The 18446-nt window shown below is 74.0% G+C and carries 14 protein-coding genes; 8 read left to right on the top strand and 6 right to left on the bottom strand.

What is annotated here, in order from left to right:
- The first annotated feature begins 63 nt into the window (after positions 1-63).
- The gene (locus ACFVFR_RS29635) at positions 64-1401 is read left to right on the top strand and encodes an MFS transporter (protein ID WP_383707288.1); all 1338 of its coding nucleotides are present in this window, start codon (positions 64-66) and stop codon (positions 1399-1401) included.
- A 970-nt stretch (positions 1402-2371) separates the two neighbouring features.
- Here ACFVFR_RS29635 and ACFVFR_RS29630 read toward each other — a convergent pair.
- A complete protein-coding gene (locus tag ACFVFR_RS29630; protein ID WP_383707286.1) occupies positions 2372-3547 on the bottom strand; it encodes a flavin-containing monooxygenase in 1176 nt (391 codons plus the stop codon).
- Between the two features lie 590 nt (positions 3548-4137).
- Between ACFVFR_RS29630 and ACFVFR_RS29625 the strand changes: the two genes are divergently transcribed.
- Positions 4138-4776, top strand: coding sequence for a GNAT family N-acetyltransferase (locus ACFVFR_RS29625; protein WP_383707284.1), 639 nt, complete (start codon positions 4138-4140; stop codon positions 4774-4776).
- A 566-nt stretch (positions 4777-5342) separates the two neighbouring features.
- On the opposite strand, the gene ACFVFR_RS29620 is transcribed toward ACFVFR_RS29625, so the two are convergent.
- Both ACFVFR_RS29620 and ACFVFR_RS29615 read right to left on the bottom strand, forming a co-directional pair.
- On the bottom strand, positions 5343-6023 hold the full coding sequence (locus ACFVFR_RS29620) for a pyridoxal 5'-phosphate synthase (RefSeq protein WP_383707282.1): 681 nt from the start codon (positions 6021-6023) through the stop codon (positions 5343-5345).
- Positions 6024-6659: 636 nt separating this feature from the next.
- Positions 6660-7541 carry a hypothetical protein gene (locus ACFVFR_RS29615; protein ID WP_383707280.1) on the bottom strand — a complete coding sequence of 294 codons (882 nt, stop codon included), beginning with the start codon at positions 7539-7541 and terminating at the stop codon, positions 6660-6662.
- An 861-nt stretch (positions 7542-8402) separates the two neighbouring features.
- On the opposite strand from ACFVFR_RS29615, the gene ACFVFR_RS29610 reads away from it, so the two are divergent.
- Entirely contained in the window at positions 8403-9611 is a 1209-nt protein-coding gene (locus ACFVFR_RS29610; protein ID WP_383707278.1) for a S8 family peptidase, read from the top strand.
- Positions 9612-10087: 476 nt separating this feature from the next.
- On the opposite strand, the gene ACFVFR_RS29605 is transcribed toward ACFVFR_RS29610, so the two are convergent.
- A complete protein-coding gene (locus ACFVFR_RS29605) occupies positions 10088-10459 on the bottom strand; it encodes a hypothetical protein (RefSeq protein ID WP_383707276.1) in 372 nt (123 codons plus the stop codon).
- 466 nt (positions 10460-10925) lie between these two features.
- Complete coding sequence (locus ACFVFR_RS29600; RefSeq protein ID WP_383707274.1) at positions 10926-11573, bottom strand: TetR family transcriptional regulator; 648 nt, start codon at positions 11571-11573, stop codon at positions 10926-10928.
- Positions 11574-11997: 424 nt separating this feature from the next.
- On the opposite strand from ACFVFR_RS29600, the gene ACFVFR_RS29595 reads away from it, so the two are divergent.
- The 3 genes from ACFVFR_RS29595 to ACFVFR_RS29585 all read left to right on the top strand — a co-directional run bounded on the left by ACFVFR_RS29595 (position 11998) and on the right by ACFVFR_RS29585 (position 15451).
- Positions 11998-12843 (top strand): VOC family protein, encoded by an 846-nt coding sequence (locus ACFVFR_RS29595; protein ID WP_383707272.1) that lies wholly within the window; start codon positions 11998-12000, stop codon positions 12841-12843.
- Between the two features lie 230 nt (positions 12844-13073).
- Positions 13074-13478: a response regulator transcription factor gene (locus ACFVFR_RS29590; RefSeq protein WP_383707270.1), complete on the top strand. Its 405-nt coding sequence runs from the start codon at positions 13074-13076 to the stop codon at positions 13476-13478.
- A 1004-nt stretch (positions 13479-14482) separates the two neighbouring features.
- Positions 14483-15451, top strand: coding sequence for an L-tyrosine/L-tryptophan isonitrile synthase family protein (locus ACFVFR_RS29585; RefSeq protein WP_383707268.1), 969 nt, complete (start codon positions 14483-14485; stop codon positions 15449-15451).
- A 285-nt stretch (positions 15452-15736) separates the two neighbouring features.
- Here ACFVFR_RS29585 and ACFVFR_RS29580 read toward each other — a convergent pair whose 3' ends face one another.
- Positions 15737-16306 (bottom strand): MarR family winged helix-turn-helix transcriptional regulator, encoded by a 570-nt coding sequence (locus ACFVFR_RS29580; protein ID WP_383707266.1) that lies wholly within the window; start codon positions 16304-16306, stop codon positions 15737-15739.
- A gap of 169 nt (positions 16307-16475) precedes the next feature.
- Between ACFVFR_RS29580 and ACFVFR_RS29575 the strand changes: the two genes are divergently transcribed.
- Positions 16476-17120: a hypothetical protein gene (locus ACFVFR_RS29575; RefSeq protein ID WP_383707264.1), complete on the top strand. Its 645-nt coding sequence runs from the start codon at positions 16476-16478 to the stop codon at positions 17118-17120.
- Positions 17121-17447: 327 nt separating this feature from the next.
- A partial coding sequence (locus ACFVFR_RS29570; RefSeq protein WP_383707262.1) for a serine/threonine-protein kinase occupies positions 17448-18446 on the top strand: 999 nt, incomplete at its 3' end.

Genomic DNA, 18446 nt, shown 5'->3' with positions numbered 1-18446 from the left:
CACACGTCACTCCAGCATCGAATTGTGAGGTCGAATGTCGTACGGAGGTTCTATCGTCCGAACATGGCTTACCGAGAACTCGCCACGCGGCCCGTGCTGCACTGGGCCGGTGTCGCCATCGCCTCCCGGATGCCGGTGGCGATGGCTCCGCTCGCCCTGGTGCTCCTGGTGCGCGAGCGGCCCGGTGGATACACGCTGGGCGCGGTGTTGGCCGCCGCGTACGTCGTCGGGGAGGTGGCGGGCGCCGTCACGCTCGGAGCGCGGCTGCGCCCCGACCGGGCCCGGCCGCACCTCTCGCTCGGCCTCGCCGTCGGCGCCGCCGCCTTCGCCGGGCTGGGGCTGGGGGCGTCGGCCCATCCGGCGGTCCTGGCCGGCCTGGCGGTGGTCGCGGGCGCCGCGCCGGCCGCCGCGCCCGGCGGCCTGCGCGCGCTGCTGACCGCTCTGGTGCCCGAGCGGCTGGGCGTGCAGGCGCTCAGCATGGAGTCCGTCCTTACCTATGGCGTGTGGACGGCGTCGCCCGCGCTGGCCACCGGCCTCGCGCTCGGCGTGCACCCGGCACTGCCCCTGTTGCTGGCCGCGCTTCTCGCGGCTGCCGCCGTCGCCGGGTTGTGGGCACTGCCCGCGGGGTGGGACGCGGACACGAGCGACCGCGACGGCGTGTCCATGCCGCGGACCCTGGCCGCCGCCTGGCCGGTCTACGTCACCGGAGCGGCGGCGCTCTCCCTGCTCGCCCTCGCCGAACTCGTCCTGCCGGCCCTGCTCGAACAGCGCGGCATAGCGATCGGGTGGGCGGGGCCGGTGCTCGCCGGATACGCGGTCGCCGCGGCCGTCGGGGCGTTCGTCTACGGGCTGCGGGGCTGGCCCGGGGCGCTGGGCACGCAGAGCTTCGTGCTGCTGCTCGCGGTCATGGCGTGCGTGGCGGCGGCGGCCGTGCTGCCGGGGCTCGCCCTGATCGCGGCGGCCATGCTGGTGGCGGGGCTGCTGCAGTCCGGAGTGCAGGTGACGCGCACCCTGTCGCTGCGCGCCGCCCTGCCCGCGAGCGCCCTCGCCGCGGGCTACTCGGTGATGTACGCGGCTGTCGGCGTCGGGTACGCGATCAGCGCGACCCTGTCGGGCGTGGTCCAGAAGGCGGCCTCGCCCAGCGTGGCGATCCTCGGCGGAGTGGGGTTCGCGCTGCTGCTCACCCTGATCGCCGGGGCCGGTGAGCGACGCACCAGTGCCCGGCGACGCGCGTCCGCCCCACCCGACCGCCCCGGGGTCGCCGTCGTCGAGGGGCCGGCGTCAGCGGGGCGGCCGGAGCCGATACCCACGCCGGTGCCGGAGCCGGCCACGGAGGGATGCGGCGTGAGCCCGCTGCCGATACCCGACGGCGGGGCCGCCGAGGGCACGGGGCGCGGCTGACGCCCCGCCTGGCCCGGGGTGGCACCGGCTTCCGCCTGTGGGACTGCGCGGTGCGCGGTGCCCTTCGGTTCGGCGACGCCGGGAGCCCGGCTCCGGCTCCTGGCTCCAGTTCCGGTGTCGGAGTGGGTGGGGACGAGCTTGACGCCCGTCGCCTTCTCCGTGGGCGCGTGGGGTGTGCGAGGGGCCGCCTTCTCCGTCGGCATGGGGTGTGTGGGCGGCGGTCACCGTCATCTCCGTCATCGCCGTCGCCTTCCCCGTCGGCGTGGAGTGCGGGTGAGGCTGGCTCCTTCGCCGCAGCGGGGCATGGGGTGGCCTGTGTCCAACACGGTACGAGAGAGATGGCGCGTCGCTGCCGGACGGTGACGGTGCCGTGCCTTGGGCGGGGCGATCCCGTCGTTGGTGCGGGGTGCGGGGTGCGGGGTGCGGGGTGCGGTTGGTCCCGAGGGTTCGGGTGCGGGTCAAGGGGCTTGGCCGCGCCGGCAGTCGGCGCGGTGGCGCCGCCTTGTCGCCGGTGCCGACGTGCGGGCGGGGGTGGGCTGGGCCTCGCCGCGTGTGCGGGGGCGGGCGCGTACGGGCTCCGCGTGGAGGGGTGGGCCGTGCGTGGCGCGGCGCGGTACGGGTGAGGGCCTCTGATCGGAGGCGCCGGCGACGCAACCGCTCGCGCTGGTGCCGGAGTCGGTGCTGAGCCGGTGGGGAGCTGGCGTTGAAGGTGGGTGGGTGCGGCTCGGGTGTGGCGGGGTGTCCCCGGTGCTTGCCGGTGGGTGCCGTACGCGGGGTTGTCGGCGTTGTCGGCGTTGTCCAGCGCGGGAGGAGTCGGGCCGTGGTGGTCGTGGGTGGGGCGTGGCCCGGCGGGTGATGGCTGTCTGCCGGGGAGGGGGCACGCACGTCGTGCCTCGTACGCCCCGCACCTGCTGGGCGGCGTGCGGGTGGCGTGGTCCCGCGCGGGGTGTGGGAGATGTGGGGGAGGGGGCTAGCGGAGCTCTCGGGCGGCTCGTTTGGCTATCCGGCGGGACTCGGCGGCCAGTTCGCGGAGCATGCCGCTGGCCGGGTTGGCGTAGCCCGTGAAGTACAGGCCCGGGGTCGCGGGGCGGCGGGTGCCGTGGGTGCGGGGGTGGCCCCGGGCGTCGAGGACGTCCAGATGGCCCACGAGGTCGTCGAGGCCGGGGCGGTAACCCGTGGCGGCGATGACCACGTCCGCGTCGACGCGGCTGCCGTCCACCAGGACGGCCTTGTCGCCGTCGAAGGACTCCAGCGCGGCCACGACCTCGACCCGCCCGGCCCGTACCGCCCGGACGATGCCCGTGTCGCGGACGGGTACGGCTCCCGCCCGGGCCCGCGAGTAGAGGCCGGCGCCGGCGGCCGGCGAGGGGCGGGGCAGCCCGTGCGCGGCGAGGTCGGGCCCGCACAGTCCGGCCCGCGCCGCCGCCACCTGGTCGGCCACCCGCACCGGCAACCGTCGGGCCAGCACCGCCGACCGTTGCGCCGACCAACCGAGGCGCGAGCGGCGCACGATGTGCGGTGCGGTGCGCATCGCGAGTCGGACCCGCCCGGCGCCCCCCTCGGCGAGATCGGTGGCGATCTCGGCGCCGGAGTTGCCCGCGCCCACGACCAGGACGTCCCGGCCACGGTAGGGCTCGGCGTTGCGGTAGTCGGCGGCGTGCAGCACCTGCCCGGCGTACTCGGCTCGACCGGGCCAGTCCGGCAGATGGGGGGTGTGGCTGTAGCCGGTGGCGACGACGACGGCCCGCGCGGCGAGTTCGCGCCCGCCGGTGGCGTGCAGCACCCACGGGGCGTGCCCGGCCCCGCTCTCCGCCGCGCGCTCGACGCGCGAGACCTCCACGCCGGTGACGCACTCCAACCGGTGGTGCTCGGCGTACTGCTCCAGGTACCGCACCACGTTGTCCCGCCCCACCCAGCGACCGTACGCGCGCGGGATCGACAGCCCCGGCAGCGCCGACATCCGCCGCGTGGTGTGCAACTGGAGCCGGTCGTAGTGGGCGCGCCAGGCGCCGGCCACCGCGTGGTTCCGTTCCAGGACGACGGCGCGTACGCCCCGTTCGCCGAGCGCGGCGGCCACAGCGAGCCCGCCGGGGCCGCCGCCGATGACGTACACGGGGGTGTGGGGGGCGGGAGTTCTGTCGGCCATAAGCGTGAGCGTAGTCGGATGATTGACGGGTTTCGGTCAAACCGGTACCGAATCGGTTGCGGAAGGATTACGGGCCGCGACCTGACCAGTGCCGTGCGTTCGCGCACCAGCCGTCCATCGCCGGCCGGGCGCGCTCTGGTCGACGCGTTCCCCGCGCCGATTTCGCCCGCTTCGCCGCGCCTTGTCGGGCTGAGGCGCTCGGGTGGGCCGCGCCGCCCCGCCGCGTTCCCCGCGTGGTGCGCGCCGCCAGCGGGCCGCGCGCCTCGCGCGGCCTCCGCGCCCCCGCGTGCTTCGATGCCATCGCGCGCGGGCGCGCGTGATGGGTAGGCGAGGGGCGCCGAGCGGCAACGGGGGCCGACACGAGCCCGGTCGGGGCCCGCTTACGACGCCGCCGGCCGAACGGGGTCCGCGGCGGCCGGGGCCCGGCGGGTCGCGGACGGTGGGGCGGGGGCCGCCTCGCCGCTGGCGGCGCGAGCGGAAGGACGGCCCCCGGTGGCCTGGGGCGCGCCTTGGCGGTGTTGAATGCGGAAGCCGAGGAACAGCTGATCGTGGGCAGGGCAGGGCAGGGCGGAACGGGAAGGGAGACGCGGATGCTGGAACCGGTCGAGTTGGAAATGTACGGACTGGTGTTGCGCCCCTGGGAGGAGCCGGACCTCCCCGCCATCGAACGCGGCCTGGCCGACCCGGAGTACCGCCGCTGGAGCGCCATCAACTCCCCCGTCGCCTACGAGAACGGCGCGTGGGACTTCCTGTACGCCCGCACCGACGGGTGGCGCCGTGGCGACACGGCCTCGTTCGCGATCACGGACCTGACGACATCCCAGGTGCTGGGCAGCGTGTACGCCGGCACGCTGGACTTCCACCATCGCAGTGGCCGGGTCGGGTACTGGGTGCTGCCCGAGGCGCGCGGCCAGCGGGTGGCCGCGCGCGGCCTGGAGACGATGACCCGCTGGCTGTTCCAGGACGTCGGCGTGCACCGGCTCGAACTGGGTCACGCGGTGGGCAACGACGCCTCGTGCCGGGTGGCCGACCGGTGCGCCTACCGCGTCGAGGGCATCTTCCGAGGCGCCATGGTGGACCTGTCGGGGACCCCCCGGGACATCCACGTCCACGCCCGCCTGGCCACCGACCTACCGCCGTACCGCTTCGGCCAGACGGCCGTCCCCTCGGCCGCCGACGCCGCCCGCGCCAACACGCCAGCCTGGGCGGCGACAAGCCCCCAGCCCTGACACCCCGCCCCCTCACCCGCGCCCCAGCGCCCCACACCTCAGCGCCCCACACCTCAACGCCCCACACCTCAGCGCGCCGCACCCCAGCACCCCGCACTCCAGCGCGCCGCACCTCAGCACCCCGTACGCCCCGCCCGCGCCGCGCGCCCACCCCGCCGCGCCCGGTCTCGCCGGGTCGCGGGCCCCGCCAGCCTTCGGGTCCCGGCCCGGTCCGCGCCTGCCGCGCCGCGCGCCCGCCGTACCCGGTCTCCCGACCGCGGGGTCCCGCTGCCCCCGAGTCCGCGCCGCGTACGGCCCCCCGCACGGCCCGTGCCTTGGCCGCGTGCGGCCCGCGCTCGCCGGGCCCAACTCCCCGCCCGCTCCGGGCGGTACGCCCACCGCGCCGAACCGGTACCCCGTCCTTCGCGCACGGTGGCCGCACTCCCCGTGCCTCGGCCTGGTCCGAGCGGTATCCCGGTCGACGGCTCCGACCGGCCTCCGGTCGACCCAAGCGCTCGCACCTTCCCCGCAGGCGCCGCCCTCCGGGGCTCCGACCGGTCTCCGGGCGCTCCGGGCAGGGGTACGGGTCAGGGCCAGAGCAGGTCGCGGTGCCAGCCGGTCGCGGTGGTGCGGTAGCGCAGCCGTACGTGGCGGCGGCGTTCGTCGCCCTGGAAGAACTCGACCTCGGTCGGGTCCAGGACGTACAGCGTCCAGGTCGGGGCCGGGGCGTCCGGTTCGCGCGCGGCCCGCTCCCATGCGGCGGTCGAGGCGCGGTCCAACTCCTCGTACGCGTCCAGCACCTCGCTCTGCCGGCCGACCAGAGCGGCGGCGAGGGCGCCGGGGGAGCGCCGGTGCAGGTCGGCGGCGCTCTCCTCGGGCCCGGCCGCCACGACCGGGCCCGTGACCCGGACCTGGCGGGCCACCTCGGGCCAGTAGAAGCCGAGCGCCGCGTGTGGCCGGGCGGCGAGTTCGCGGCCCTTGCGGCTGGTGCGGTGCGAGGCGAAGTGGAAGCCCGCCTCGTCGGCGTCGTGCAGCATCACCACGCGCGTGGACGGGTGACCCTCTCCGTCCGCCGTGGCCAGCGTCATGGTGTGCGGCTCCCGCGCCCCGGCCTCGGCCGCCTCGCGCAGCCAGCGCTGGAACAGGGGGAGCGGCGCGGTCGGCGCGGCCTCGGGGTCGAAGCGGGGCAGCGGGTCCTCCCAGACCCGCAGGGTGCGCAGGAGTTCGCGGAAGGCGCGCTGGTCGTCGTCGTTCGTCGCGGTCGTCACCCGCCCATCTTCCCCAGCGCCCGCCCCCGTCGCCCCGCGACCCACGGTCCGCCCCCGGCCCACGGTCCGCCATCCGATGCCCCGCGTCCCGGCCCGCCACCCGATGCCCCGGGATCCGGCCCGACGCTCCTTGCTCCCGCCCCGAGCCGCGAAGCCGTTGCCCCGCGCTCCGCGCACCTGGCCTCAGCCGCCGTCCGACCCGCCACATCCGTCGCCGGACCCCGAGCCCTGATGCCACCTCACGACCCGCGACCCCAAGCGTCACGGCCGGCCCCACACACCCGAGCCGCGCTGCCCCGGGCGCCCGAGGCCGACACACCCCGTGCCCCTCACGAACCACAGCCACGCCCCCGTGCCGCGCGGCCCGCTTCGGCCCCAAGGCCCGCCACCCCTCGAACTCAAGGCCGTAACGCCGCTCCGTCGCCCCACGCCGTCGCCCACACACCCGATCCGCACCACCACCGCCACCGTCTCCCCGAACGCCGCCACTCCGTGCCGACCGCTCGCGTTCCGTGACGCGTGGTGCGCGTCGCCCGGTCCGCGATCCGGGCTCGCCCGGCGGCCACCGGCGGCCCCCCCGGCGGGCCCATGCGGGGAGCCGCGTGCCGGGCCCGCACGCGGGATGCTGGTCGGGGGTTACTCGCTCGGTTGCTCGTCCGGGCGGGGGCCGGGGCCGCTGGCCACCGCGCAGCCCGCGTCCGGTCGTTGGGGCGGCCGGGTGTCGGGCTCGGGGTGGGGCGCGGTGGCGTACTGGCGGGCCAGCGCGACCACCACCGCCGCGTAGGGCGTCTCGCGTCGGGACGCGGTGAAGGGGGCGGCGCGGTCGGGGGCGTCGACGCGGTGGACCCGCACGGCGTGGCCGGTGGACTCGACGTGGTGGATCTCCCGCCAGGGCACGGCGTCGCCGTCCAGGAAGAGGTTGCCGGCGGACAGGGCGAACCGTCCGTAGCTCACCATGCCTCCGCGCCCCAGGCGGTGCGCGGCCCGGGGCAGCTCGTCGGCCGCGGCCACCTCGGCTATGCCGACCGCCGCGTCGCCGCTCGCGGCGTACAGCAACGCGCCGGACCGGTCGTGCACATGCGCCCAGTCGACGGCCTCGCCCGATCCGCCGTGCGGGGCGTACGCGCTCTCCCGGAAGGAGCTGACCCGGACGTCGGACCAGGGCAGGGCGCGGACGTCGGCGCCGTGCGTCAGTACGAAGCCATGCTCGAAACAGTGGAAGACGACGGGGGGCGGCCCCGTGCGCTCCTGCCAGACCATCGTGCCGATGGGCACCACCACGCTCAGCACGAGAAGGCCGACGCCGACGAAGCGGCCGACCGTGCCCAGCTCCTGGTCGGACGCCACGCTGGCCGCGGTCACGGCCGCGCCCAGCAGGAACATGAGCATGCTCAGGGTGCAGCCGAGGCAGGCCACGCCGTCACGCTCCGCCTTGGCGCTCCCGACGAAGCGACCAAAGTCGCGCCGGTCGGCCATGACCCGTACGCCGCCCTCGGGTAACGCCTTCGCCAGCTTCACGCTCGCCCCCGTCCCGCACTCCGTAGCTACCGGTTGTGATGCCGCGAGTACAGCACCATGTATAGCGCGCCGCACTGACAACCGCGTCGAACCCGGAAAACCCCCTGGCCACAGCGGTCCTGGACGGGCTGCCCCCGCCGTGCGAGCCGGTGCTCCGTCCCGGTTTCGCCCCGGTCGCGGCCGTCGGTCAGCGCCCGAGGCCACCGCCAAGTCGCGCCGTAGGTCCACCATTTGGGCAACTCGTGGCGCGTGCGCGCGGAAGGGCCCCAACGGGCTCGGGCGTCTCCGGCGGGCGCGGGCGGGTGGGGCGTCATGGCGTACGCCCGCTCGGGCCGCCGAGGTGTCACCGAGCCTTGCCCGCGCCGGGCGCGCGGGCTCTCCCGGAGCGCCGTGTTTCTCGGCGAAGTGGCCCCGAGGCCGCCGTATCGGGGGGTCGAAGGGGGCGCGGATCGTGCGGAGTTCGCGTCGTGCGCGGGCGTGCGCTGGTTTCCTCGGCGTCACCGAATGGGCACATCTCCCACCGTCTCGCGGTGGTCGTGTGAATGACGTCACCATGAAGTGCCGGATTACGTGCGGCAATTGGTCTGTACTTGATGCGCGGTATGGCGGCGAAAGGTCAATGAACGGGGCCAAAGGGGGCCGTCCATTAAGATCATCCGCTGTCAATTCCCAGGCTATGTCCGCATTTTGAGGCATTCGATATTGCGATGCCCTGGCAGAGATGTGACAGGGCGGTCGGGTTATTGAAATGACCATGGGGAACCGTGCACAGTCTTTGCGAGGGCAGCGGAAAACATCCCGCTGCCCGGCGTGATGGCAACAAATTCCCCCCACAACACGCACGCGAAGGGTTAACTCTTCATGGCATCTCACAAGCGCATGAGCAAGCGTCGGCTCACCCTGGCGATAGGCGCCGCCGCCGCGGTCGCCGCCGGGGCCTTCGTGGCCGTTCCGGCCGGCGCCACCGACGCACCCGCCGAGGGCACGGTCTACGGCGCGAACGCCAAGGGCGCCGTCGACGGCAGCTACATCGTCATGCTCAAGGGCGTCAAGGCCGCCGACTCGGGCAAGGACCTGGCCAAGGAGTACGGCGGCCAGCTCTCGCGCACCTACACCTCGGCCATCAACGGCTTCTCGGCCAAGGGCCTGAGCGAGTCCGAGGCCAAGCGTCTGGCCGCCGACCCGGCCGTGGACAAGGTGGTCCAGAACAAGACGTTCAAGGCCACCGGCACACAGGACAACCCGCCGTCGTGGGGCCTGGACCGCATCGACCAGACCGACACGCAGGGCGACTCGAAGTACACCTACCCGGACAGCGCGGGCGAGGGCGTCACCGCGTACGTGATCGACACCGGTGTGCGCGTCTCGCACAAGGACTTCGAGGGCCGCGCCACGCACGGCTTCGACGCCGTGGACGGCGACGACTCGGCGGACGACGGCAACGGCCACGGCACGCACGTGGCCGGCACCATCGCCGGCGCGGACCACGGCGTGGCCAAGAAGGCCAAGATCGTGGCCGTGCGCGTGCTGAACGACCAGGGCTCGGGCACCACGGAGCAGGTCGTCGCGGGCATCGACTGGGTGACCGAGAACCACCAGGGCCCCTCCGTCGCCAACATGAGCCTGGGCGGCGGGGCCGACGAGGCGCTGGACGCGGCCGTGCAGAAGGCCGTCGCCTCCGGTGTGACCTTCGGCGTCGCGGCGGGCAACGAGTCGACCGACGCCGGCCAGAGCTCGCCGGCCCGCGTCCCCGAGGCCATCACGGTCGCCTCCAGCACGGACGGCGACGAGCAGTCGAGCTTCTCCAACTACGGCGACATCGTCGACATCTACGCCCCGGGCTCGGACATCACCTCCGCCTGGAACACCGGCGACGACGCCACCAACACCATCTCGGGCACCTCGATGGCCACCCCGCACGTCGTGGGTGCGGCGGCCGTCTACCTGGGCGGCCACCAGGACGCCTCGCCGGAGGCCGTGGCCACGGCGCTGACCGAGGGCGCGACCCCCGACAAGATCAGTAACCCGGGCCAGGGCACGCCGAACAAGCTGCTCAAGGTGGTCGAGTAAGCCGCTGATCCGTTCCCCGCGCCACCCCGCCCCCACCGCGCGGACCGGGCCCGGCGGCACCGGGTCCGGTGGCGCGGAGCCCGACGCCGATCGGGCGGCCTGAGGGGCGGGTCGCGGGAACGGCCGTGAGCCAGGCCGCGGGCGGATTCCGGGTCGGGAGTGGTGGTACCGCGTGTGCCGCCACACCCGCCCGGATTTCCGCTTTCCACGTCCCGCGCGTTCGCCGTGAATTCCCCACGACCCGTCGTACGTCGGACGGCGACGGTGGGCTTTTCCGTCGCGAACGCCCAGCCGTCGGTTCCCGCGCACGGGTGACCGCCACGCGACGCGAACCCCGGCGCGGGACGCCGCGCCGGGGTTCTGCCACCGCGTGCCCGGATATCCGGACGCGCTCGATATCGGCAGGCACTCGGGAGCAGGTCGCTCCCGGGCCCGCTCGTTCCCCGTATCCGGACGTCCTCCGTGTCCGGTGGTGCTCAGCGCTTGGTGGGGAAGAGGCCGAGCCTGGCCTTACGGCCGGAGACCGACTTCACCCAGAGCTTGAGATTGTTGAGCTTGACGTAGCCGCCCGGGCTGGTGCTGCCGCTCAGGTGGACACCCCCCGAGTTCGCCGAGAACCCCACGGACCGGGAATTGACGTGCGTGACCTTGACCTTCCCGAATCCGAACTTCCTGCTGTTGACCTTGATGGTCTGGGACTTCGACACGGTGGTGTCGCACCGGCCGTCGTAGCAGGGCCCCTGCCCGGCAGCGTGCGCCACGGGCGTCATCACGCCGAAGCCCAGCGCACCCGCCATGGTCAGCGTCACGGCGGTCGTCGCGGCGCGCCGGTGCATACGCGTACTCATCAGTTGGTCCTCCTGCGTTCGGTGCGGGAATTCCGCGCGGCATTTCTAGCGCCACGTCACAGGGACCCGTCCCGAAGCCGAGCGGGGGCAGGAGGAGGCGGCCGGCGCGCACCGGGCGCGCGAGGCGTACGGCGTACGGAGCGTCGGAGCGCGGGACACGAGGGTGTCGGACGCCGGAGCGGCGGAGTGCGGGGCGCGGGGCGTACGGCAGGCGGGGCGTGGGGCGGCCGGGGGCGCGAGCGGGGGCGGGTGGCGCGGGCGGTACGGGCCGGCGGGCGGCGTGGGGCTCGGCCGTGGGGGCCTGACGGGCCTGGCGAGGGGTGGGGCAGCCGCGCGAGGTGCGGCGCGGGCCCGGTGGGGGGCGGTGCGGGTGGCGGTGCGCGGGCCGGCGCGTGGTGCCGCGCGGGCCTGCGGAGCGGAGCGCGCGGGGCGCCGTCCAGCGGTGGTTCGGTGCGGGGCGCCGGTTCTACCTGGGGGGCTTGCGACCCGTGACACCGAGGTGGACCAGCAGCGCCAGGTTGGGCTTGAGGTCGGCCTGCTTGACGCCCGAGCTCTGGAAGCCCTTCTGGTGCGCGGCCACGGCGGCCAGCATCGCCACCAGCGAGCCGGCCACGGCGGCGGGGCTCACGTCCTTGTCGACCTTGCCCTTGGCCTGGAGCTCCTTGATGGAGCCGGCCAGCGAACTGGTCACGGCGTTGATGAGCTTCATGCGGATCTTGTAGAACCGCTTGTCGCCCTCGGCGGCGCCCAGGTCCACGACCCGCAGGATGGCATCGTTTTTGCGCCAGAAGGAGAGGAAGCCGTCCACAAGCTCCTCGGCCGACTGCCAGCCGGCTTTCCCCACCCAGGAGCGGCCCGCGACGAGGTCGGTGAGGCCGGCACCCTCCTGGGCCGTCTCTTCGGCGATCTCAAGGACGGCGCCCTCGACGTCGGGAAAGTACTGGTAGAACGTCGCGGGTGAGGTTCCTGCCTTGCGCGCGACATCGATGACCTTGACGTCTCTGTACGGCGAGGAACTGAGCATCTCGCTGAGGCAGTCGAGCAGCTTCTGCCGCGTCGCCTGCCCGCGGCGCCCGGCCACTCGGCCGTCAACCGTGCGAACTTGTCCTGTCATGCCGTCAGCTTACCGAGGGGTGATCAGAGCGCGATCCGGCTGCCTGCAAATGGGGTGCGGGCCGGTCGTTGGCGGGAAAGGCCAGTTCAGAAGGGGTGGGGTGGGAGTATGTGGGGTGTTGGGCGGGGCGTCCGCCGCGCGCCCTGCGCTCGGCCGTATGGATGATTCCTGTTATCAACAGCCTGTGGATAACGCCGGTGGATAACTCGTGCGCGAGGTGTGGAGACGGCGTGTGCGATGGCCCTTCGCCTGCTGTTCGCCCTCCGTACGCGCACCGTCGGCGACCTCGTTCTCCCCGCTGCCGTAGCGCTCGTGGCGCCGCCGACCGCCATAGCGGGGCAGGCGGGATGACCGCTGCGCCGTTAGCGTGGCTGATAAGGCACTTGTCGAATGTCGGTCACTCTGTTCGGGAGGGCACCGCGTCATGGTCGTATCCCCGGAGCACCCGGAGCCCGCGGCGTTCTCGGAGGGCGTGCCCTGCTGGGTGGACGCGGCGCTGCCCGACGTCGCGGCGGGCAAGCGCTTCTACGGCGAGCTGCTGGGCTGGACGTTCGGCGCCGCCGCACCCGACTACGGCTCGTACACCCAGGCGTTCCACGACGGCGGGAACGTCGCCGCCCTGGTGGCCAAGCCTGACGGGCGGATGCCCACCGTCTGGAGCGTCTACCTGGCCACCGCGGACGCGGCGGGCGCGGCGGGCCGGGTTCGCGACGCGGGCGGCACCGTGATCACGGACCCGGTGCGGGTGGGCGACTTCGGCACGCTGGCCGTGGTCGCCGACCCCGACGGCGCGGTCTTCAACCTGTGGCAGGCCGGCAGTCACGCGGGGTTCGAGAAGCAGGGCCAGCCGGGCTCGTACGGCTGGGCGGAGGTCTACACCCGTACGCCCGAGCGCGTGGACGCCTTCTACGAGACGGTGTTCGGCCTCCGCGTCGAACCGGACGACGAGGCCGGACGGCCCGGCTTCGCGCGCTGGATCCCACGGGACCGGCCGGCCGGAGCCCGACACGCGGTGGGCGGGCGGGGTCTGATCTCCTCCGGGTACCCGGAGGAGATGCCCGCCCACTTCGTGACCTACTTCGTGGTGGAGGACTGCGACGTGGCGGTGGCGACCACCCGGCGGCTGGGCGGTCGGGTGGCCATCGACCCGGTGACCACGCCGCACGGCCGCTCGGCGGTGGTCGTCGACAACCAGGGCGCGAGCTTCGCCGTCATCGACACCCGCACCCGCGGCGACGCCCAGCCCCCCGCCGAGAGCGCGTCCGCGTAGCCCCGTCGAGTCCCTGCTCGACGGCCGGCCGCGGCGGTGTTCCCGCACCGGCCTCGCGCGCCCCGGACATGTGCCCCGACGGCCTGGCCGTGTGGTCGGGCGAACCGGTGGCCCGCGGGGCGGGGGAGCGGCACTGGCCCGCACGGGGGCCGTGGGTTGGATGGTGCGAGACGTGCTACTCATCCCGAACTACGCCAATTTGATGAGGTATCAGACCTCAAAGGGTGGGCATGGCAGGTGGCTTGGGTCACTCATCGCCGACTCCGCCGTGTCGCTGGGTGGAACCTCTGTTCTCATGGTGGGTGCGAGTAGTTGACCCGGTTTGGTTAGGTCTTAGGGGAGGGCACGTGCACTCACGGGGGCAATCGATCGGCACGGGTGAATGGGGACGGCACAGGGGGGCGGAGCACTCCACTCCGGACTTCTCTCTGCTGACGAAGCGAGAAGTAGAAGTCTTATTGCTACTGGCCGACGGGGAATCCAACCGTTCACTCGCGCGCCAGCTCAACATCGCCGAACGTACGGTGCGTGCCCATGTGACCAGCCTGATGCGCAAGCTGGGGGCTCGCTCGCGCGTCGAGGCCGCTCTGATGGTCTACAACCACCGTAACGCGCTGACGGTGGAAGCGGCATAGCTCATCTGGATCATGCCCGATCCGGCATGGCCGTTGCGGCTAGCCACAACGGCTATGCCGTAAAAGGCAATAGCGGTGATCTCGATTTGGCGTACACAGTATGTGTGGCAGAGCGACCTGTCGTCCGGGCGAGGCCCGGCGGCCATTCCCACGCGCCGATCGCGCGGCGCCGGTGGGTGGCTGGTGGCGGCACACACGAGGTGGCCCGGCGGTCGGTCGCGCAGGGGGAATCCGGGGAGGGGGAGCGGAATGCGCGCTCTGACGCATCAGGCGGACGGCAACGGGGTATTGTTCCCGGCTTTCGCGGTCGTTCCCTGAACTCGGTCGGTCACGGCGCCGTCATGCGGCGGGCACGCGGGCCCGACGGGCTCGGCCCGTCGCCTCGGCACCCGCCGCGCCGACCGCCGCCCGTCCGCGCTGACGCCGACCGGCACGCCGGGTCGCCACAGGCCGCGTCGTATGATCGCCCAGCGCGCCGGAACCGGTCGCCGCATGCCTCAACGCGCCACCGACAGGGGGTGTGACGCTGGGGCGGTCTTTCGTCACACGGGTCGGCACGATGACGGACGGGAGCCAGCAGCGCGACCGTTCGGTCCTGACATCGATGCCGAGCCGGGGCGCCGACCGCGGGGTCGGGCGCTGCCACGGTGTTCCCGCAGGGGGTTCGCCGCACCGGGGCACCGCACCCACCGGGCCCGCGCACCGCGCCACCCACAGGGCGCGACACGGGGTCCGCACCGTCGCGTCGCCGCGTACGGTCACCGATTCCGACGACTTCGTTCCGCACCGTTTTCCCGTTCACGTACGCCCACCATCCCGCGATCGCCTGGATTCACGGGCTTATCGGCCCGGCCGGGCCTTTCGGGACCTCACAGCAAAGCCCTCACCGCCCGAGTCCGTACGCCGTGCGTGCGGGGTCCGGTCGGGGGGCGGGCGCGGCGGTCTCACGCGAGGCCGGGCGGGCCACACCCACATACCCCTTTATGAGTAGGCAGGAGAGTGCGGTGACGCAGGTCAATCAGCAGGGGACCAGCACCGAGATCCTCAACCACGTCTTTCGATTCCGCCGCCTGATAGCCGGTCCTGACGGCGGCTGTGCGGAAAAGCCCTGCGAGGCGTGCCGGGCCCCACACGAAGCGAAGGTGCGGAAGTTCCTCGACGCGGGGGAGCCGTTGCACTTCGTCATTCCGGCCTTCCCCGCCAAGTCACCCAACGGTCAGAAGACCCTGGGCGCACTGCCCGACATGGGTGAGCGGCTGGCCCTGGAATTCCTCCAGTCCTTCTGCGACCACCTGACGCACTACCACCCGCCGGGCGCACGGGTCACCATCTGCTCCGACGGGCACGTCTTCGCCGACGTCGTCGGGGTCACCGACGAGGACGCGACCAGCTACCGGTCCGAGCTGGAGGCGATGGTCCGCTCCTTCGACGGCTCCTCGATCGGCTTCTACGCGCTGGCCGACGCGTACCACAGCACCGACTACGACGTGGTGCGCGCCGAACTGATGGCCAAGTACGCCGAGTCGCTGGAGAGTCTGAAGCACCGGGCCACGCAGGACGAGCAGGTGCGCGGGATGTTCAACGGCATCCACCGCTTCATGTTCGAGGACCGGATCGCGGTGAGCGAGGGCAAGAGTCGCTCCAAGGTCCGCGAGGAGGCCAAGCCGATCGCCTGGGAGGTGATCCGGCGCTCCAACGCCTGGAGCCGGTTGGTCGCCGAGACGTACCCGGACGCGCTGCGGCTGTCGATCCACCCGCAGCCGGTGCACTCCGAGAAGATCGGCTTCCACCTGGTCCGCACCCGGGACCGCTGGCTCACCCCGTGGCACGGGGTGGCCCTGGAGACCGGCGACGGAATGTTCCTGACCAAGCGCAGCCACGCCGAGGAGCTCAAGGCGTCGCTGGTGTGGCGGGCCAACCGGCCCAGCCACTTCGTCGCCCCGCACCTGACGCTGCAGGAGGTCATGTCGTAACGGCCCGCCCGGCCCCCTCGCGCCGCCCCGCACGCCGGCCCGCCGCCTGTCGGCGTGAGCGCTCGGGCCCGGGCCGGCCGCCCCGGGGCACCACGGCGCCTTCGCGCCACCGCGCCACGGCGCCTCGCGCCACGGCATCACGGCACCTTCGCGCCACCGCACCACGGTGCCTTCGCAGCACAGCGCCAGCGCCTTCGCACCATGGCGCCAGCGCGGCCCCGCGTCGCCGTCCCGGCGCCCGTCGGGGCTTCGGCGCACGTCGTCCGGGCGGGCCTGGCCAACGGGTCAGGCCCGCCCGTCGTCGTGGGGCGCGGACGTTCGGGCGGCCGGCGGCGGCACGAGCGGCGGCGGCAGCGGTACGGGCGGTGAGGCGTCGTCGTGTCGGGCCCGCCAGCCGTTGGCCAACACCTGGCGCAGCCCCTGGGTCAGCGCCGCGCGCTGCTCCTCCGTCAGGCCCGCGAGGAGCGGTTCCTCCGCCGCGTGGACCACCGCGTCGAGTTCGCCCAGCAACTCCCGCCCGCGCGTGGTGACGCGCAACTCGGCGGTGCGGCCCCGCCCCGCCGGCGACTGCCTGGCCACGGCCCCCGCCTGCTCCAGCTGCCGCACGGTGGCCTGCATGCTCTGCGCGGTGACCCCGGCGCGCCGGGCGAGGGAGCTGTACGACAGGCCGGGCTCGCGGGAGAGGTGTCCCAGCGCGCTCACATGCCGCAGCGAGAGCCCGCGTGCGCCCAGGGCGTGATCGATCTCCTCGCGCACCAGTCGCCCCGCGGTGAGCAGCAGCATGCCCGTGCGCGGCGTCACCGCCGCCGGGATCGCGGGTGGCGTACGGGGATGCTCGACCGGGCTCTGCCTCACGTACTCCCGCCCTCCGCCGCCCGTCCCGGGCGGCCACTCGTCGGCCGGGCCGCCACGAGGGGGGCGGCCCGTCATTGGTCAGCGGCGCGAATGCTAGCCTCGACGCGAGTTTAAGTCAGACTGAAACCAGGGGACGGCGCCACGCCAGGCGCCGCCGGGAGGGCGTGCCATGACCAAGCTCCTGCTCAGCATCCACGTGCTGGTGGCCGTGATGTTCATCGGCCCCGTCACGGTGGCGGCGAGCCTGTTCCCCCGCTTCGCCCGCCAGGCCCTGACGCCGGTCGGGGCCGGCGCGTCGGGGGCGTCGACGACCGAGGACGAGAGCGGCCCGGGTGCCGCGGCGGGCGAGCGCGCCACGGCGGCCGAGGGCGGGCGGGAGGCGGCCGTGGTGGCGCGGGCCGCCGAGCCCGTGACCGGCGCGGCGACCGGTGGTGGCGGCCCCCTGGAGACGGTGCGTTCCGTCGCCTCGGTGATGCTGCTGCACCGCATCAGCCGGGTCTACGCGCTGCTGAGCGTCGCCGTGCCGGCCTTCGGCCTGTTCACCGCGCAGAAGATGGGTGTGATGGGAGACACCTGGCTGATCGCCTCGATGGTGTTGACCGTCGTCGCCGCGATCCTGCTGGGCGTGGCCGTCCTCGGGTACCAGGACGCCGTCGTCACCCTCCTGGAAGACGAGGAGCGCGACGCGGGCGCGATGCGGGCGATGGCCGCGCGCCTGCCCAAGCTGGGCATGATCACCGGCCTGTTCGCGCTGACCTGGGCGGTCGTCGTGGTCCTGATGGTCGTCAGGCCCGGCTCCACGACCGGCGCCTGACCCCACCGGGCTCCCCGCCACCCCCGGCCCCCCGGCCGGAACTCCCCCGTCCGGCGCGCGCGTGCCCCGCTTCGCTTCGGCACTCACGGGCGCGGCGGGCACCCCGGCCGTGGAGGGGCCCGCTCCACTTCCCCTACCGGGCCGCGCGCGGCCCCCGCCATGGTCGAGATCGTCACCGATCCGCCCGGGACACGGCGAATTGCCCCCGGGTTCGCCCCCGACGCCTTCGCCAGAGAGAATGCGGGTTGCGTACCACCGGTGGGCTATGTCGGTGAGACGCTGCAAGGGGTCGTACATTTCCGGCCCCCACGGGGAGGTGGCAGGCAAGTGGAGCAGCTCACGCAGCAGGACCCGAGACGGATCGGCCCGTTCGAGGTTCTCGGGCGGCTCGGCGCGGGCGGCATGGGGCTCGTCTATCTGGCCCGCTCGGCCTCGGGTCGGCGCGTCGCGATCAAGACCGTACGCACCGAGCTCGCCGAGGACCAGCTCTTTCGCGTCCGCTTCACCCGCGAGGTGGAGGCCGCCCGCGCGGTCAGCGGCTTCTACACCGCCGCCGTCGTCGACGCCGACCCCCGCGCCGCCGTGCCCTGGCTGGCCACCGCCTACGTCCCCGCCCCTTCGCTGGAGGAAATAGTCAACGAGTGCGGGCCCCTCCCGGCCCAGGCGGTGCGCTGGCTGGCGGCCGGCATCGCCGAGGCACTCCAGTCCATCCACGGCGGCGGCCTCGTCCACCGCGACCTCAAGCCCTCCAACGTGCTGGTCGTCGAGGACGGACCGCGCGTCATCGACTTCGGCATCGCCTCCGGCGTCTCCAACACCCGGCTCACGATGACCAACGTGGCCGTCGGCACCCCGGCGTACATGTCGCCCGAGCAGGCCCGGGACTCCCGTAGCGTCACCGGCGCCAGCGACGTCTTCTCCCTCGCCTCCACCCTGGTCTTCGCCGCCACCGGCCACGCGCCTTACCACGGCGCGAACCCCGTCGAGACCGTCTTCATGCTGCTGCGCGAGGGCCCCGACCTGGCCGGCCTGCCGGACGAGCTGCGCCCGCTCATCGAGTCCTGCATGCAGATGACCGCCGAGGACCGGCCCACCCCCGCCGACCTGCAGGCCCAACTCGCCCCGCACCTGTTCGCGGCGGGCGACGACAGCGGCACGGCCTCCGCCTGGCTGCCCCACAGCGCCGTCACCCTCATCGAGGAGCGTCGCGGCGGCCGGGGCACCACCGCCCGTGGCGGCGGACACCAGGGCCGCAGCGCGGGCGGCGCCCCCGCCAGGTCCGCGCCCGCCGGCCAGCCCGGCGGCGGCAGCGGCTGGGGCCCGGCC

The organism is Streptomyces sp. NPDC057702, from assembly GCF_042799315.1.
GTDB lineage: Bacteria > Actinomycetota > Actinomycetes > Streptomycetales > Streptomycetaceae > Streptomyces.
Note: the sequence above shows the minus strand (reverse complement) of the source record. Positions and strands in the feature narration are given on the sequence as shown.

Excerpts from the sequence above, each read along its gene's own strand:
- ACFVFR_RS29635 (WP_383707288.1), top strand. The coding sequence starts at position 64 with ATGGCTTACCGAGAACTCGCCACGCGGCCCGTGCTGCACTGGGCCGGT.
- ACFVFR_RS29630 (WP_383707286.1), bottom strand. The coding sequence starts at position 3,547 with ATGGCCGACAGAACTCCCGCCCCCCACACCCCCGTGTACGTCATCGGC.
- ACFVFR_RS29625 (WP_383707284.1), top strand. The coding sequence starts at position 4,138 with ATGCTGGAACCGGTCGAGTTGGAAATGTACGGACTGGTGTTGCGCCCC.
- ACFVFR_RS29610 (WP_383707278.1), top strand. The coding sequence starts at position 8,403 with ATGGCATCTCACAAGCGCATGAGCAAGCGTCGGCTCACCCTGGCGATA.
- ACFVFR_RS29605 (WP_383707276.1), bottom strand. The coding sequence starts at position 10,459 with ATGAGTACGCGTATGCACCGGCGCGCCGCGACGACCGCCGTGACGCTG.
- ACFVFR_RS29600 (WP_383707274.1), bottom strand. The coding sequence starts at position 11,573 with ATGACAGGACAAGTTCGCACGGTTGACGGCCGAGTGGCCGGGCGCCGC.
- ACFVFR_RS29595 (WP_383707272.1), top strand. The coding sequence starts at position 11,998 with ATGGTCGTATCCCCGGAGCACCCGGAGCCCGCGGCGTTCTCGGAGGGC.
- ACFVFR_RS29590 (WP_383707270.1), top strand. The coding sequence starts at position 13,074 with ATGGCAGGTGGCTTGGGTCACTCATCGCCGACTCCGCCGTGTCGCTGG.
- ACFVFR_RS29575 (WP_383707264.1), top strand. The coding sequence starts at position 16,476 with ATGACCAAGCTCCTGCTCAGCATCCACGTGCTGGTGGCCGTGATGTTC.